Raw genomic sequence first — 15,881 nt, 5'->3', positions numbered from 1 at the left:
GGTGAGGGTTTATGGGAAAGTTAGCGTTAGCAGCGAAAATTACACATGTCCCTTCTATGTACCTGTCTGAATTGCCAGGCAAGCATCACGGTTGCCGACAAAGCGCTATTGACGGGCACAAAGAGATCAGCCGGCGCTGCCGTGAGATGGGCGTTGATACGATTATTATTTTCGATACGCATTGGCTGGTTAACAGCGCCTATCATATTAACTGTTCCGACCATTTTTCCGGCATCTATACCAGTAATGAGTTGCCACATTTTATCCGCGATATGACCTATGAGTATGACGGCAACCCGGCGTTAGGCAGAATGATTGCAGAAGAAGCGCGCCAGATGGGCGTTCGTGCTCAGTCACACGAGATCCCAAGCCTGAAACTGGAATATGGCACGTTGGTGCCCATGCGTTATATGAACAGCGACCGCCATTTCAAGGTCATTTCAATTTCTGCCTTTTGTACTGTCCATGCGTTTGACGACAGCCGTAAACTGGGAGAAGCGATTTTACGGGCGATTGAGAAATACAATGGCACGGTTGCGGTACTGGCAAGCGGTTCGCTGTCACACAGTTTCATTGACGATCAACGGGCCGAAGAAGGCATGAACAGCTATACCCGTGAGTTCGATGAGCAGATGGATCGCCGTGTCGTGCAGCTTTGGAAAGAAGGCAAGTTCGAGGAATTTTGCAAAATGTTACCGGAATATGCGCAATATTGCCGGGGAGAAGGCAACATGCATGATACCGTGATGTTGCTGGGACTGCTCGGATGGGACAAGTATGACGGCAAGGTGGAATTTTTGACGGAATTGTTTGCCAGTTCCGGGACGGGGCAGGTTAACGCGGTTTTCCCGCTGCCGGATTATTTTGTTAACCAAAAGAAAACGGATGCCTGACAGGAGAAAACCGTGCCACATTTTTATGCTGAATGTACTGAAAATATCCGTGATGAAGCCAGATTGCCGGCATTATTTGCTAAAGTGAATCAGGCGCTGGCGGATACAGGCATTTTTCCGCTGGGCGGTATCCGCAGCCGTGCCATTTGGTTGGATACCTGGCAAATGGCGGATGGGAAGCAGGATTACGCCTTCGTTCATATGACACTGAAAATAGGTGCCGGACGCAACCTTGAGGATCAACAAAAAGTCGGAGAAATGTTGTTTGATTTAATCAAGGCGCATTTCAGTGAATTGATGGCACAGCGTTATCTGGGCCTCTCTTTCACGATGGAAGAACTTGATCCGGAGCTGAATTATAAATCCAATAATATTCATAGCCTGTTTAAAACAAAAAAGTAACGATTTTAGTGAGAAGAAGAAACTATGACGAATCATCTGGATATACCATTGCTGCGTCAACAGGCCTATATCAACGGTCAATGGGTTGATGCAGAAAATAAAGCGACTTTTGAAGTCATTAACCCGGCCAATGATAAGATCATTGCCAATGTCAGTGACCTGGGCGCCAAAGAGACACAGTCTGCCATTGAAGCCGCCCAGAATGCCCTGCCTGCATGGCGGTCGTTGACAGCAAAACAGCGTAGCCAAAAGCTCAAGCAATGGTTCCATCTGGTGATGGAAAACCAAACCGCCTTAGCAGAAATACTGAGCATGGAACAAGGCAAACCCCACACCGAGGCAATGGGCGAAATTGCTTACGGTGCCAGTTTTATCGAATGGTTTGCGGAAGAAGGCAAACGCATGTATGGCGAAACATTGCCTTCGCCAATGCCGGGCCGCCGTCTCGCCACCATCAAACAACCGATTGGCGTCGTTGCGGCTATTACACCGTGGAATTTCCCCAATGCGATGATCACCCGTAAAGTGGCCCCTGCACTGGCGGCGGGATGTACGGTGGTTCTGAAACCTGCGGCTGAAACGCCCCTTTCTGCGCTGGCTTTAGTCGTCCTGGCGGAACAGGCGGGCATTCCGGCTGGTGTCTTCAATATCGTCACGGGAATGGATGCCAAAGCCATTGGTGAAGTGCTGACCTCAAGCCCTATCGTGCGCAAACTTTCGTTCACCGGCTCTACGCGGGTTGGCAAGTTATTAATGGCACAAAGCGCCGATACGGTGAAAAAACTCTCCCTCGAACTGGGTGGCAATGCGCCTTTTATCGTGTTTGATGATGCCGATCTTGATGCGGCGGTAGCGGGCGCAATGGCGGCGAAATTCCGTAACAGCGGGCAAACCTGTGTGTGTGCCAACCGTATTCTGGTACAGGAAGGGATTTATGAGGTTTTTGCCGAACGTCTGGCTCATGCAGTCAAACAGCTTCGGGTTGGGCCAGCCACTGATAGCGCATCACAGCAAGGCCCGCTGATTAATCAGGCGGCTGTAGAAAAAGTACGGGCGCATATCAGTGATGCCGTTTCCAACGGCGCACGCATCCTGACGGGAGGAAAATCCCACACGCTGGGGGGGTTGTTCTTTGAGCCAACGGTACTGACAGATGTTACTGAATTCATGTTAGTTGCTCACGAAGAAACCTTCGGCCCTCTGGCACCACTGTTCAAATTCCGTGATGAAGACGAGGCTATCCGCATTGCTAACAGTACTGAATTTGGCCTGGCTGCTTATTTCTATTCCCGTGATATTGGCCGAATTTACCGTGTAGCGGAAGCGTTGGAAAGTGGCATGGTAGGTATCAATGAAGGTTTGATTTCCAACGAAATCGCGCCATTTGGCGGGATCAAGCAATCGGGGCTGGGACGTGAGGGTTCACGTTACGGTATTGAGGATTATCTGGAAGTGAAATACCTCTGTTTTGGCGGGTTGGAAGCGAAAGGAGCTTAACCCCTATGCTACAGCAAGAAATCGTATCACGCGCCGCACGCCGTTTACATCAGGCAGAGCAAAGCCGTGAGCAAATCCGACAAATCTCATTGGACTATCCAGAGATAACGATCGAGGATGCTTACGCCATTCAACGTGAATGGGTGAATTTAAAAATCAAGGAGGGCCGAATTCTCAAGGGACATAAGATTGGTCTGACCTCCAAAGCCATGCAAGCCAGTTCACAGATTAATGAACCGGATTATGGTGCCCTGCTGGATGATATGTTTTTTCAAGACGGCGGTGATATTCCTTGTGAACGCTTTATTGTGCCCCGTATTGAGACCGAACTGGCCTTTGTGCTGGCAAAACCCTTGCGAGGCCCGAACTGTACGCTGTTTGATGTGTATAACGCAACAGATTACGTCATTCCCGCCCTGGAACTGATTGATGCCCGTTGTCACAACATCGATCCCGAAACGCAGCGTCCACGCAAGGTATTCGATACGATTTCTGACAATGCCGCCAATGGTGGGGTGATTATCGGGGGGCGGCCGATCAAGCCAGATGAACTGGATCTGCGCTGGGTTAGTGCCCTGCTCTACCGTAATGGTGTGATTGAAGAATCCGGCGTGGCGGCCGCAGTTCTCAATCATCCCGCCAATGGTGTGGCATGGCTTGCCAATAAACTGGCACCACATGGTGTTCAACTTGAAGCAGGCCAGATTATTCTGGCTGGATCTTTTACCCGTCCAGTCCCGGCACGTAAAGGTGATACCTTTCATGTGGATTATGGCGTGTTAGGGTCAATTAGCTGTCACTTTGTTTAAATCTGTCGAGGTAACACCATGGATCAGCTAACAAATAAATTTAAACATGCCCTGAAAGCAGGGCACCCACAAATCGGATTATGGCTTGGGTTATGCAGCGGGTATAGCGCGGAAATACTGGCAGGAACAGGATTTGATTGGCTGTTGATTGATGGTGAACACGCGCCCAATGAGATTTCCACCATTCTTGCCCAATTACAAGGCATGGCCCCTTACCCAAGCCAGCCGGTTGTTCGTCCGGCATGGAATGATCCGGTGATCGTCAAACCGTTGCTGGATATTGGTGCCCAGACGTTATTGTTCCCGATGATTCAAAATGCGGCGCAAGCGCGTGACGCGGTCAGGGCGACTCGCTATCCCCCCACGGGTATTCGTGGCGTAGGCAGTGCTCTGGCACGCGCTTCCCGCTGGAACCACATTCCTGACTATCTGTCCCGTGCTAATGACGAAATTTGTGTATTAGTACAGGCAGAAACCCGTGAGGCCCTGCAAAACCTACCGGAGATAGCGGCTGTCGAAGGCGTTGATGGTGTGTTTATCGGCCCGGCCGATCTCAGTGCGGATATGGGCCACATCGGTAACCCGCAACATCCTGAAGTTCAGGCTGCCATCGACCAAGCCATTGTTCAAATCCAGTCTGCTGGCAAGGCTGCCGGCATTTTGATGACCAATGTCGATGCAGCTAAACATTATCTTAATTTGGGGGCGCTGTTCGTTGCCGTAGGGGTTGATACCATCCTATTAACCGGAGCAGCCCATGCTTTGGCAAAGCATTTCGGCAAATAATCAGCTAATCATCGACAAAAAACAATGCCCCGGAATGGCTGATGTTGATCACGACACCAGCCATAGCAATTGAAGTTCCTAATCTCTGAGCAAACAAGCACATATAACTAATAGATTTCAAATCCCCGCCCAAAGGAAAATCAAGCCACTCACAAAACAAGGAAACAGCGATGAGCATTTCACCTGACACTATACCAAAATCCGAAAATCCCCCCCATCAACCTAAAAAACTGACCGCCCAACAGCAAAGTGTCATCAATAAATTATTCCGACGCCTGATCCTCTTTCTCTTTGTCCTGTTTGTTTTCTCTTTTCTGGATCGAATCAATATTGGGTTTGCTGGTTTGACGATGGGAAAAGATCTCGGTTTAACATCCACCATGTTCGGTTTGGCTGCTACGCTGTTTTACACCACTTACGTTATTTTCGGCATTCCCAGCAATGTGATGTTGAGTATTGTGGGAGCCCGTCGCTGGATTGCGACCATCATGGTGTTATGGGGGATCGCTTCCACCGCCACAATGTTTGCCACGGGTCCCACGAGCCTGTATATCCTGCGGATGCTGGTGGGCATTGCGGAAGCAGGCTTTTTGCCGGGGATTTTGGTTTATCTGACTTATTGGTTTCCGGCCTATTATCGTGCGCGTGCCAATGCGCTGTTTATGGTTGCCATGCCCGTAACGATGGCGTTTGGTTCACTCATTTCCGGTTATATTCTGGCAATGGATGGCATCTGGGATCTGCGTGGTTGGCAGTGGTTGTTTTTGCTGGAAGGCTTCCCTTCTGTTTTACTTGGTTTTGCTGTCTGGTGTTATCTGGATGATTCACCAGAAAAGGCCAAATGGTTAACTCGTGAAGATAAGCAGTGCCTTCACGAGATGATAGAAAACGATAAGCTTTCTATAACCCAGCCCAATGAACAGATTCAACCACAAAAAAACCGCTTATGGCGCGAAGTTTTTACCCCAATGGTATTGATGTACACCTTCGCTTATTTCTGCCTGACCAACACCTTAAGTGCCATTAATATCTGGACGCCACAGATTATGCAAAGTTTCAATCAGGGCAGCAGCCATGTGATGATCGGCATTTTGACTGCCATTCCACAATTCTGCACGATCTTGGGCATGGTTTACTGGAGCCGCCGCTCAGACCGCTGGCAAGAACGCAAAATGCACACAGCCTTACCCTACCTGTTTGCCGCCGCAGGTTGGATTTTAACTTCACTGACTAATAACAGCATAGTGCAACTGTTGGGGATCATTATGGCTTCCACCGGATCGTTTACCGCTATGGCGATATTCTGGACAACGCCAGATCAATCGATTAGCTTGCGTGCCCGCGCCGTGGGGATCGCGGTGATCAATGCTACGGGTAATGTGGGGTCTGCCGTCAGTCCTTTACTGATCGGCTGGTTAAAAGATCAAACAGGGCATTTTAACACCGGGCTTTATTTCGTAGCCGGATTACTCATCATCGGTGCGTTAATCGTTTTTCTGATCCCGATGAAACATTCACGGCCACAGGCAAGCGCATAAATAACGAGCAACTATTGATACCTTAGCCAACAATAAGATACAGGAGGAAATTGATGACTGTATCCAATGTGCCCAAAGCCAATAAATCCATCATCACTAATATCGATATCAGCAAGGACTATGACGAAACTCGGGGATCGGATGATGTTCACTACCAAACTTTTGGTCATATGGCGGCATTTTTCGGGCGTAATATGCAGGCGCATCGCCATAACGGTTTTTTCCAACTCCATTATCTGGTGACAGGACGAATCGAACTGCAATTAGACGCACAGCATTATTCCGTACAAGCCCCTCTGTTTATCCTGACGCCACCTTCTGTTCCCCACGCCTTTTTTACGCAGGAAGATACGGATGGTTATGTACTGACCGTCCGTCAGGAGCTGATCACTCCATTGCTCGGTTCACTTTATCCCACCCATCGAGAACTGGTTGATATTCCGGCTATCTGTCTTTCCGTCGCGGATAAATATGATGAATTGGAAACATTCAACCATTATTGGGCACTGATTGGGCGTGAGTCTGCCAACCAATTCACCGGACGAGAACAAGCACTAACTTTCCTGGCTCAATCTCTGTTTACCTTTTTGCTACGTAGTATTCCCCTTGACGATCATCATTGCGGTGGTGTCAGAGGAGAATTGAAACTGTTTCAGCGCTTTAACCGATTGATTGATCAACACTATCACCAGCATCTTGCCGTGCCAGAATATGCAGAAAAATTGGGAATTACAGAATCACGCCTAAAGGATATGTGCCGACGCTTTGCCAATCGACCACCAAAAAAGCTGATCTTTGACCGACTACTGCGGGAAGCAAAACGGTTATTGCTGTTTAGTGATAGTCCCGTATTTGAGATAGCGTATCAGCTTGGATTTAAAGATCCTGCTTACTTCACCCGATTTTTTAATCGGTTAGTGGGGTGTTCACCGAGTGTCTGGCGGGAACACCTCTAAATTCAAGTTACGTATTCAACGCGTTGAATATACGACCGCCAAAATTATTGGCATACCAGTTATCACTTTAGCACTACAGACATCACTAAAAAAACAATACGTTAATGCTGATAAAATCTCTTACGGCTGTAGTACTAAGTGTCTGAAGTCACGCAGGCAGCAACTGTAAAATAGTTGGTATTGTTACCAATGCAATAAGCAGAGAAATGATAATGGAAAAAGAAATAATTTCCTGTTTAAAACCATACTTATTAGCAAAAACATAAACACCCGCTCCTATAGGCTGTGCAGCCATGACAATCGCGGTAATCAGCCAAATATTATTTGCCTGCTGCATACCGAATAGATAGTAAGCACAGATAAACGTCATCAACGGCTGTATCCCCAGTTTGAGTAACAACATCGGTATAGCCAGTTTTAACGCTTCTCCGTTGATATGTTCTTTGACCTTAAGCCGAGATAACCCCAATCCCAAGGCGAACAAGGCTGTTGGACCTGCGGCATTGCCAAGAAATTCAGCAAATGTTTGTAAAAATATCGGAACGGGAATACCAAAACAAACAAAGATCAATCCCGCAACCACTGAGATCGTCAAGGGATTGCTCAGTATCGTCTTTAATGCCCCAACGAAACTTTGGTTAATGGATATTCTTCCACCTGATTGGCGGGTAGAAAAAATATCGTAAGAAATAATAACAGCCATGATAGCAGGAATATTATGCAGTATTGTAGCAATAGCGGCAGGAAGCGCGGCGGATTCACCATAAACCGCAATCAGTATTGGAACCCCCATATATCCAGTTGTACCATAACATGCCCCCATACTTAGAATCGATGATTGTGGTAAACCAACCCCCATGATTTTTGCCGCCAACATTCCCAAAACATACACTACACAAATACCAGCAAGAGTGGCAACAATAAAACCCCACTGTTGCAGTTCACTAATATCTGCACGAGCAATGGCAAGAAACAATAAGGCAGGGAGTGCAATATAGAGTACATAATCATTGATTAATTTATCGGAAAGCCCACTATCAGGACGCAAACGCCCAAAACAATACCCAATAAATATAACCAGAAATATTGGCGCAACTATCATAAACATTTAAATCCAGCCTCATATTAGTTAAAAATATGACAACATACTCCCCCAGATTTAACTGGGGGAGTATGTTATTTTAAGAACTCCCTGGTATATTTTCCAACAGAAGATGTATATAAGACATCTGTAGCATAGAACTGATCTAACTGATTTCTAATTTGCTCAAATTCCTGTTCTTTTCGTGAATAAATTTCAACTAACATGCTATCCAATCTTTCTTTTACTTGCTGAACAAGACCAGGATCATTCGCAGCATCAAACAATCCTTCATCAGACATGATTTTTTGTAATGTTGCATCATGTAATCCTATACTGTTCAAAAAATAAGAAACATCACGAGCAGCGCCAAGAAATGAAGGAATGTTAGCTACTCCCATATTTTCTTGTTCAACAATACGCCCACTGATAGGTCTATACAACAGGGCGAGGGCGTAGAACGTTTTATGAACACAATTGGAGCGAAAATAACCCTCAGTTAGATTAAATTTAAAGCAGCCCAACACATCCTGTCATCAAAATAGTTTGGATATTGTTCGTGTTGTTTTTAATTTAAGCACTCACGCTCTCGCCCTGGTGAAAAATATCCAATTGAGAGGCAAAATTACGCTCGGTGTACCTAACGATTTCAGTATTACAAAATTGCACAAAGCTATTTCTTATTGTCTGACTGAACATCCTGAATTGAAAATAGAGATCACTGCAGCTTCATCACCTGTACTTTCTGCGTTATTGGAAAACCAACAATTAGATATGGCGATTACAAAAGAAATAGCTATCAGAAACATAGCCAACTATGTAATTGGGATAAGCAAGCAAAAAATAATGATTACCAAAACACAAAGCCGGTCACATTTACGCAACAAACTCCCTGCTTTTATCGAAAAGTACCAGTAAATCCTCCGAAAGTCTCTTCAAAAAGAGCCGTTTAATCGCTTCAATCAAACAGTGAAATAAACATAAAATTAACACCTACTCCCCCATATGGATAACAAATCAAAATAAGGGGATTTTTTGGAGCATGAGGTTGCTATGAGACTAGAAAATTTGCGTGCTGATCATAAACGCCCATTTACCAGTAAAGAATACCTGAATTCACTTCAGGATAGCCGCGAGATTTACATCTATGGTGAACGGGTCAAAGATGTCACAACACACCCGGCTTTCCGCAATGCGGCTGCTTCAATCGGTCAACTGTATGATGCCCTTCATGCCCCAGAAACCCACGATGTACTCTGCTGGGATACCGATACCGGCAGTGGTGGCTACACGCACAAATTCTTCCGTTTCGCCACCAGCGCTGATGATATCCGCCAGCAGCGCGATGCTATTGCTGAGTGGTCACGCCTAAATTATGGCTGGATGGGGCGTTCACCCGATTATAAAGCGGCATTCTGCTGCTCACTGGGTGCTTATCCTGAATATTATGGACAATTCGCTGACAATGCCCGTATCTGGTATAAGCGCATTCAGGAAAGCTGTGTCTATTTCAATCATGCGATTGTTAATCCACCTATTGATCGCCATAAACCCGCAGATCAGGTCAAAGATGTTTTTATCCAGATAGAAAAAGAGACAGATGCCGGAATTATTGTCAGTGGTGCCAAAGTCGTTGCCACCAATTCAGCCCTGACGCACTATAATTTTATCGGTTTTGGCTCTGCACAAGTTATGGGAGATAATCCTGATTTTGCCCTTATGTTTGTTGCACCAATGGATGCCGATGGCGTGAAATTAATCTCCCGCGCCTCTTATGAATTGGTGGCCGGTGCAACTGGCTCCCCCTTTGATTACCCCCTTTCCAGTCGGTTTGATGAAAATGACGCCATTCTGGTCATGGATAAGGTATTAATTCCGTGGGAAAACGTGTTAATTTATCGCGATTTTGATCGCGCCCGTAATTGGGCGGTGCAAAGTGGTTTTGCGCGGCTGTTCCCCATGCAAGCCTGTGTACGTCTTGCCGTTAAGCTCGATTTCATGACGGCACTGTTGCAAAAAAGCCTTGAATGCACTGGCGTGGTGGAATTCCGCGGTGTTCAGGCTGATTTGGGAGAAGTCGTTGCATGGCGCAATCTGTTCTGGTCACTGACAGATGCGATGTGGGCAGAAGCCAAGCCGTGGGAAAATGGCGCTTATTTGCCTGATACTCAAGCAATTCAGACTTATCGCGTGATGGCTCCCATGGCTTACACAAAAATCAAGAATATTATTGAAAGCAATGTCACCAGCGGCTTGATTTATTTGCCATCCAGTGTGCGTGACATGAATAATCCTGAGATCAATAAGTATCTTGAAAAATATGTCCGTGGCTCAAATGGTATTGATCATGTGGAACGGATCAAAATCTTGAAATTAATGTGGGATGCCATTGGCAGTGAGTTCGGTGGTCGCCATGAATTATACGAAATCAATTATGCCGGCAGTCAGGACGAAATTCGCCTGCAATGCCTGCGTCACGCCCATGGTTCCGGCAATATGAAGAAAATGATGGCATTGGTCGATCGCTGCCTTTCTGACTATGATGTGAAGGGTTGGACCCGTCCCCACTTACACAATAACTGTGATATTAACCTGTTAGATAAGCTGCTGAAATAAATCAGGAGCAGGAGCTAGTATGTCTGTAGAAAATAAACATCGCTTGCGTTTCAGGGATGCGATGGCAAGCCTTTCCGCTGCGGTGAATATCATCACCACGGATGGTCCTGCGGGACGTTGCGGTATGACTGCAACGGCGGTGTGCTCAGTGACAGATACGCCTCCGACTCTGATGGTATGTATTAATCGCGATAGCGCCATGAATCCGGTATTTCAGGAAAATGGTCATCTGTGTGTCAATATCTTGGATCATGAACAGGAATTGATGGCACGCCATTTCGCGGGCATGACGGGTATCAGCATGGAAGAGCGCTTTAATTGGGATATCTGGAAAACTGGCATACTGGGACAACCCTTGCTACAAGGGGCACTCGCCAATTTAGAGGGATGTATTAAGCAAGTACAGGAAGTCGGTACTCACTATGTCTATCTGGTGGAAATAAAACAGATCCTTGTTCGTGAAGAAGGTCATGGCCTTATTTACTTTAAGCGTAATTTTCATCCAGTGATGGATAAAAATATGGCAGCCGTTGTTTAAAAACAGCGCATTAAAACAGAAAAATTCTTAACACAACCTCCTGACATGAAGGCTCCTTAACAAAGAGCTTTCATCTCTCAATTCTTATCAATATCTTTTTAATGGATATTTAATAGACTCGATAAACTTCAAGTTGCAATCCGCCAGACGACGCGAGGCCTTATATTTCTCCGCTGTGCGGGGAAATATGACACGCATCTTGAAGTTGGATTGGTATAGACTTAGCACTGAATATTGGCCAAAAATTTCAGTCTGAAAATCCTCAATCTCACTTCAAAATACATAATTAAAAATTTATATATAAATAAAAGAAATTCAATTTCATAATCATTTTTATTTCATCTACCTCTCTTAAACAAATAACAAACAACAGAGATTGAATGACAAGCAAATTGATTTATTTGCGAGCACAAAACTCCCTTATTAATAATTTTTGATATTAATTTGGTGAATATTTTGCCAGATCTGGTATTACTCTTTTTAGTTAGTGTGATCAATCGTTGAGAAGATGTCATACCAGTACATTAACCTCCCTTGTTTTACGATCACCTTGAATAAATAAACAAAATCACAACCTAAGTGATACATTTAAGTTACAAATATGTTAACAACAGTATAATTATCTGAATATATTTTTATCTGAGTGTATTGCCCATCTAATGATAGCAAACAGAGGCATCACTATGAGTAAAACCGCGCCGATCGGTTTATGGGATCAACCCAAACCTTTCTTCATGATATTTTTTGTAGAACTGTGGGAACGATTTGGCTACTACGGTGTTCAAGGCATTCTGGCTGTTTACTTCGTTCAACAGCTCGGTTTTTCAGAAGCACAATCATTTATCACTTTTGGTGCATTTACTGCGCTGGTCTACGGGCCTGATTTCCATCGGTGGTTATGTTGGTGATCACTTACTGGGGACAAAACGTACCATTGTTTTAGGGACTATCATACTGGCAATAGGCTATTTTATGATTGGCCTTTCCATCATAAATCCTGAGCTGATTTTTTATGCCTTGGGAACCGTCGCTGTCGGTAATGGCCTTTTCAAAGCTAACCCTGCCAGTCTGCTGGCAAAATGTTACCAGCCGCAAGACCCACGTTTGGATGGTGCATTCACGCTATTTTATATGTCCATCAATCTTGGCTCTCTGGTTTCCCTCTCTTTTGCCCCCGTTATTGCCGAAAAATATGGTTATGCAGTCACCTACAATATCTGTGGTATCGGTCTGATTACTGCCCTGCTGGTTTATATCGCCTGCCGTCGTATAGTACATAACATCGGTTCAGAGCCAGACCATGCCCCTTTGCGCTATACCACCTTATTTTTGGTCTTGATTGGTACAGTCACTATGATTGGCATTTGTACATGGTTATTGCACAACATCAAAATTGCCAATATTGCCCTCATGACGATCTCCACCATTGTTGTGGTGATTTTCTTCTGGCAGGCATTCAAACAAGACAGAGTCGGTCGCAATAAAATGTTTGTGGCATTTATTCTGATGCTTCAGGCTATCGTGTTCTTTATCCTGTATAACCAGATGCCAACCTCCCTCAACTTCTTCGCCATCAATAACGTTCACCACCAGATTCTGGGTTTTAATATCAATCCCATCAGTTTTCAAGCACTGAACCCATTCTGGATCATCATCGTCAGCCCTATCCTGGCCGTGGTTTACACTAAACTGGGTAACAAAGGTAAAGATTTTTCCATGCCAACAAAATTCACCTTCGGCATGTTCTTATGCTCCCTAGGCTTCCTGACCGCCGCCGCCTCTGGTTTATTTGCCGATGAGAGTGGTATTACATCCCCATGGATTATCGTACTGGTGTATCTGTTCCAGAGCATCGGGGAGTTAATGATTAGTGCATTGGGATTGGCAATGGTGGCAACGTTTGTTCCTAGCTACCTGACTGGTTTTATCCTGGGCATGTGGTTCCTGTCACAAGCTACGGCATCAGTATTGGGGAGTTATGTAGCAACCTTTACTGCCGCACCGGAAGGCGTGACGGATCCACTGCAAACCCTGCCAATTTATACTGGTGTATTTGGCAAAATTGGGATTGCCACACTGATTGTCGCCGTGATTATGGCCTTTATGGTGCCGTGGTTGAACAAGATTATGAAAGCGTAACTTGCCTAACCCTGCTTGATTAAACAAATGTTCTGCACGTTGATAAGTCAAATAACAGGTGGGGAAATACTCAGTTGAGCTGGCTAATTCAAAAAGAACTTAGCCAGCTTTTACATAAACTATACCAATTCAACTTCAAGATGCGTGTTATATTTCTCCGCTGCGCGGGGAAATATAAGGCCTCGCGTCGTCTTGCGGATTGCAACTTGAAGTTCATCGAGTATAAATAATAAATTTCATATAAATAACAATTTATTACAGCACATCAACCGCATTCAGTTCTTTAAAGGCCTGCTCCAGACGAATAACCATAGAAGCCTGAGCAGCACGCAGCCAAACCCGTGGGTCGTAGAATTTCTTGTTAGGCTTATCTGCGCCTTCTGGGTTACCCAACTGGCCTTGTAGGTAACCTTCGTTCTTTTTGTAGTAATTCAGAATACCTTCCCAAGTTGCCCATTGGGTATCGGTATCGATATTCATTTTCACTACACCGTAGCTCACGGCTTCCTGAATCTCTTCTGCGGTAGAGCCTGAGCCACCGTGGAAGACAAAGTCCAGGCTGTTGTGTGGCAGGTTGAATTTTTCAGAAACGTAATCCTGTGAGTTGCGCAGAATTTTTGGCGTCAGTTTAACGTTGCCTGGTTTGTATACACCGTGAACATTACCGAAAGAAGCCGCGATGGTGAAACGTGGGCTGATAGCGTTCAGTTTCTCATACGCATAGGCCACATCTTCCGGCTGAGTGTACAGGGAAGAACTGTCCAGATGGGAGTTATCAACACCATCTTCTTCACCACCAGTACAACCCAGTTCGATTTCCAGTGTCATGTCGATTTTTGCCATGCGTGCCAGATATTGACTGCAAATCTCGATATTTTCTTCCAGAGATTCTTCTGACAGGTCGATCATATGAGAGGAGAACAGCGGTTTGCCAGTCTGCGCGTAGTGTTTCTCACCCGCATCCAGCAGACCGTCGATCCATGGCAGCAGTTTACGGGCACAATGGTCGGTATGCAGGATAACCGGCACACCATAATGTTCTGCCATCTGGTGAACGTGGTGAGCACCCGAAATAGCACCAATAATCGCCGCTTGCTGACCTTCTGCTTTCAAACCCTTACCGGCAATGAAAGAGGCACCACCGTTGGAAAACTGGATAATGACCGGAGCACGTACTTTTGCCGCCGTTTCCAACACTGCGTTGATGGAATCAGTACCAACGCAGTTAACCGCTGGCAACGCGAAATTGTTTTCTTTAGCGATGGCAAAGACTTTTTGAACATCATCACCAGTGATGACACCCGGTTTTACGAAATCAAAAATTTTAGACATGTTACGTGGTCCTGTATTGACATTGAACAGGCAGCCAATGCTGCCTGTTATCACAACTTAATTACTTTTAGCACGTTCTTCCAGCATCACAACGGCTGGCAGTTTTTTGCCTTCAACGAACTCAAGGAAAGCACCACCACCAGTAGAGATGTAAGAGATCTTGTCAGCAATTTCGAACAGATCGATTGCCGCCAAGGTATCACCGCCACCTGCGATTGAGAAAGCATCACTTTCAGCAATTGCACGGGCGATAATTTCGGTTCCTTTACGGAAGTTAGGGAATTCAAACACACCGACCGGGCCATTCCACAAAATGGTCCTGGCGCTTTTCAGGATTTCAGCCAGACGTTCGGCAGAAGCATCACCCAGGTCAAGGATCTGCTCTTCATCTTTAATTTCGCTGGTCGATTTCAGCGTCGCTTGCGCGGTCTCAGAGAATTCTGTCGCAACACGAACATCGGTAGGAACCGGGATGTCACAGCTTTCCATCAGTTTTTTCGCTTCAGGAATCAAATCATCTTCGTACAGTGAACGGCCAACATTATGCCCTTCTGCGGCAACAAACGTATTGGCAATCCCACCACCGACGATCAGCTGATCGGCAATTTTGGTCAGTGAATCAAGAACAGTCAGTTTGGTTGAAACCTTAGAGCCACCCACAATCGCCACCATTGGACGAGCAGGATTGTGCAGTGCCTTACCCAAAGCTTCCAGCTCACCAGACAGCAGCGGACCAGCACAAGCAATTGGAGCAAACTTGGCAACGCCGTGAGTGGATGCCTGAGCACGATGTGCAGTACCAAAAGCATCCATTACATACACATCACACAGTGCAGAATACTGCTTCGACAACATTTCATCGTCTTTTTTCTCACCTTTGTTGAAGCGAACGTTTTCCAGAACAACGAGTTCGCCTTCTGCCACGTCAACACCATCCAGATAGTTTTTTTCCAGACGAACAGGAGAAGAAAGTGCTTCTTTCAGATAATCAACGACAGGTTGCAGTGAGAACGCTTCGTTGTATTCCCCCTCAGTCGGACGTCCCAGGTGAGAAGTAACCATGACCTTGGCTCCCTGACTCAACGCAGCCTCAATCGTCGGCAAAGATGCACGGATACGTGCATCAGAGGTAACTTTGCCATCTTTTACAGGCACATTCAGATCAGAACGGATCAAGACACGTTTACCCGCCAGATCTAAATCAGTCATCTTAATTACAGACATGGTGAATCCTCTCATTGATTCTTTATAAAATTACTCAATCTTCTGCTGTGTGCCGTTTGTGACACAACAA

At 45.7% G+C, this 15,881-nt stretch carries 14 protein-coding genes and 1 pseudogene; 11 read left to right on the top strand and 4 right to left on the bottom strand.

What is annotated here, in order from left to right:
- Positions 1–11 precede the first annotated feature (11 nt).
- The 7 genes from hpaD to hpaA all read left to right on the top strand — a co-directional run bounded on the left by hpaD (position 12) and on the right by hpaA (position 6,881).
- Complete coding sequence (gene hpaD, locus ABLA76_RS03035; protein ID WP_047768167.1) at positions 12–893, top strand: 3,4-dihydroxyphenylacetate 2,3-dioxygenase; 882 nt, start codon at positions 12–14, stop codon at positions 891–893.
- A gap of 12 nt (positions 894–905) precedes the next feature.
- A complete protein-coding gene (locus tag ABLA76_RS03030; RefSeq protein WP_348986807.1) occupies positions 906–1,295 on the top strand; it encodes a 5-carboxymethyl-2-hydroxymuconate Delta-isomerase in 390 nt (129 codons plus the stop codon).
- A gap of 24 nt (positions 1,296–1,319) precedes the next feature.
- Positions 1,320–2,792, top strand: coding sequence for an NAD-dependent succinate-semialdehyde dehydrogenase (locus tag ABLA76_RS03025; RefSeq protein WP_348986806.1), 1,473 nt, complete (start codon positions 1,320–1,322; stop codon positions 2,790–2,792).
- 5 nt (positions 2,793–2,797) lie between these two features.
- Positions 2,798–3,601 carry a 2-oxo-hept-4-ene-1,7-dioate hydratase gene (gene hpaH, locus ABLA76_RS03020; RefSeq protein WP_047768172.1) on the top strand — a complete coding sequence of 268 codons (804 nt, stop codon included), beginning with the start codon at positions 2,798–2,800 and terminating at the stop codon, positions 3,599–3,601.
- An 18-nt stretch (positions 3,602–3,619) separates the two neighbouring features.
- Complete coding sequence (hpaI, locus tag ABLA76_RS03015; protein ID WP_348986805.1) at positions 3,620–4,387, top strand: 4-hydroxy-2-oxoheptanedioate aldolase; 768 nt, start codon at positions 3,620–3,622, stop codon at positions 4,385–4,387.
- A gap of 170 nt (positions 4,388–4,557) precedes the next feature.
- Positions 4,558–5,925 carry a 4-hydroxyphenylacetate permease gene (hpaX, locus tag ABLA76_RS03010; protein WP_348986804.1) on the top strand — a complete coding sequence of 456 codons (1,368 nt, stop codon included), beginning with the start codon at positions 4,558–4,560 and terminating at the stop codon, positions 5,923–5,925.
- 53 nt (positions 5,926–5,978) lie between these two features.
- Positions 5,979–6,881 carry a 4-hydroxyphenylacetate catabolism regulatory protein HpaA gene (gene hpaA / locus ABLA76_RS03005; RefSeq protein ID WP_348986803.1) on the top strand — a complete coding sequence of 301 codons (903 nt, stop codon included), beginning with the start codon at positions 5,979–5,981 and terminating at the stop codon, positions 6,879–6,881.
- Between the two features lie 148 nt (positions 6,882–7,029).
- Here hpaA and ABLA76_RS03000 read toward each other — a convergent pair whose 3' ends face one another.
- The gene (locus ABLA76_RS03000) at positions 7,030–7,989 is read right to left on the bottom strand and encodes an AEC family transporter (protein ID WP_348986802.1); all 960 of its coding nucleotides are present in this window, start codon (positions 7,987–7,989) and stop codon (positions 7,030–7,032) included.
- 68 nt (positions 7,990–8,057) lie between these two features.
- Positions 8,058–8,363: a hypothetical protein gene (locus ABLA76_RS02995; RefSeq protein WP_348986801.1), complete on the bottom strand. Its 306-nt coding sequence runs from the start codon at positions 8,361–8,363 to the stop codon at positions 8,058–8,060.
- Positions 8,364–8,508: 145 nt separating this feature from the next.
- Here ABLA76_RS02995 and ABLA76_RS02990 point away from each other — a divergent pair, with 145 nt between their 5' ends.
- The 4 genes and pseudogenes from ABLA76_RS02990 to dtpB all read left to right on the top strand — a co-directional run bounded on the left by ABLA76_RS02990 (position 8,509) and on the right by dtpB (position 13,255).
- Complete coding sequence (locus ABLA76_RS02990) at positions 8,509–8,880, top strand: LysR substrate-binding domain-containing protein (protein WP_348986800.1); 372 nt, start codon at positions 8,509–8,511, stop codon at positions 8,878–8,880.
- Positions 8,881–9,015: 135 nt separating this feature from the next.
- Positions 9,016–10,578 carry a 4-hydroxyphenylacetate 3-monooxygenase, oxygenase component gene (gene hpaB, locus ABLA76_RS02985; RefSeq protein ID WP_047768181.1) on the top strand — a complete coding sequence of 521 codons (1,563 nt, stop codon included), beginning with the start codon at positions 9,016–9,018 and terminating at the stop codon, positions 10,576–10,578.
- A gap of 19 nt (positions 10,579–10,597) precedes the next feature.
- The gene (gene hpaC, locus ABLA76_RS02980) at positions 10,598–11,116 is read left to right on the top strand and encodes a 4-hydroxyphenylacetate 3-monooxygenase, reductase component (protein ID WP_047768183.1); all 519 of its coding nucleotides are present in this window, start codon (positions 10,598–10,600) and stop codon (positions 11,114–11,116) included.
- A 683-nt stretch (positions 11,117–11,799) separates the two neighbouring features.
- Positions 11,800–13,255 (top strand): annotated as a pseudogene (dtpB, locus tag ABLA76_RS02975) (dipeptide/tripeptide permease DtpB).
- A gap of 255 nt (positions 13,256–13,510) precedes the next feature.
- On the opposite strand, the gene fbaA reads toward dtpB, so the two are convergent.
- Both fbaA and pgk read right to left on the bottom strand, forming a co-directional pair.
- Positions 13,511–14,587 carry a class II fructose-bisphosphate aldolase gene (gene fbaA / locus ABLA76_RS02970; protein WP_285811498.1) on the bottom strand — a complete coding sequence of 359 codons (1,077 nt, stop codon included), beginning with the start codon at positions 14,585–14,587 and terminating at the stop codon, positions 13,511–13,513.
- Positions 14,588–14,644: 57 nt separating this feature from the next.
- On the bottom strand, positions 14,645–15,811 hold the full coding sequence (pgk, locus tag ABLA76_RS02965) for a phosphoglycerate kinase (protein ID WP_348986799.1): 1,167 nt from the start codon (positions 15,809–15,811) through the stop codon (positions 14,645–14,647).
- Positions 15,812–15,881: the final 70 nt, after the last annotated feature.

Source organism: Xenorhabdus sp. SGI240, from assembly GCF_040081915.1.
Classification (GTDB): domain Bacteria; phylum Pseudomonadota; class Gammaproteobacteria; order Enterobacterales; family Enterobacteriaceae; genus Xenorhabdus; species Xenorhabdus bakwenae.
The sequence above is the reverse complement of the archived record's forward strand: the minus strand, read 5'-3'. Positions and strand labels throughout refer to the sequence as shown.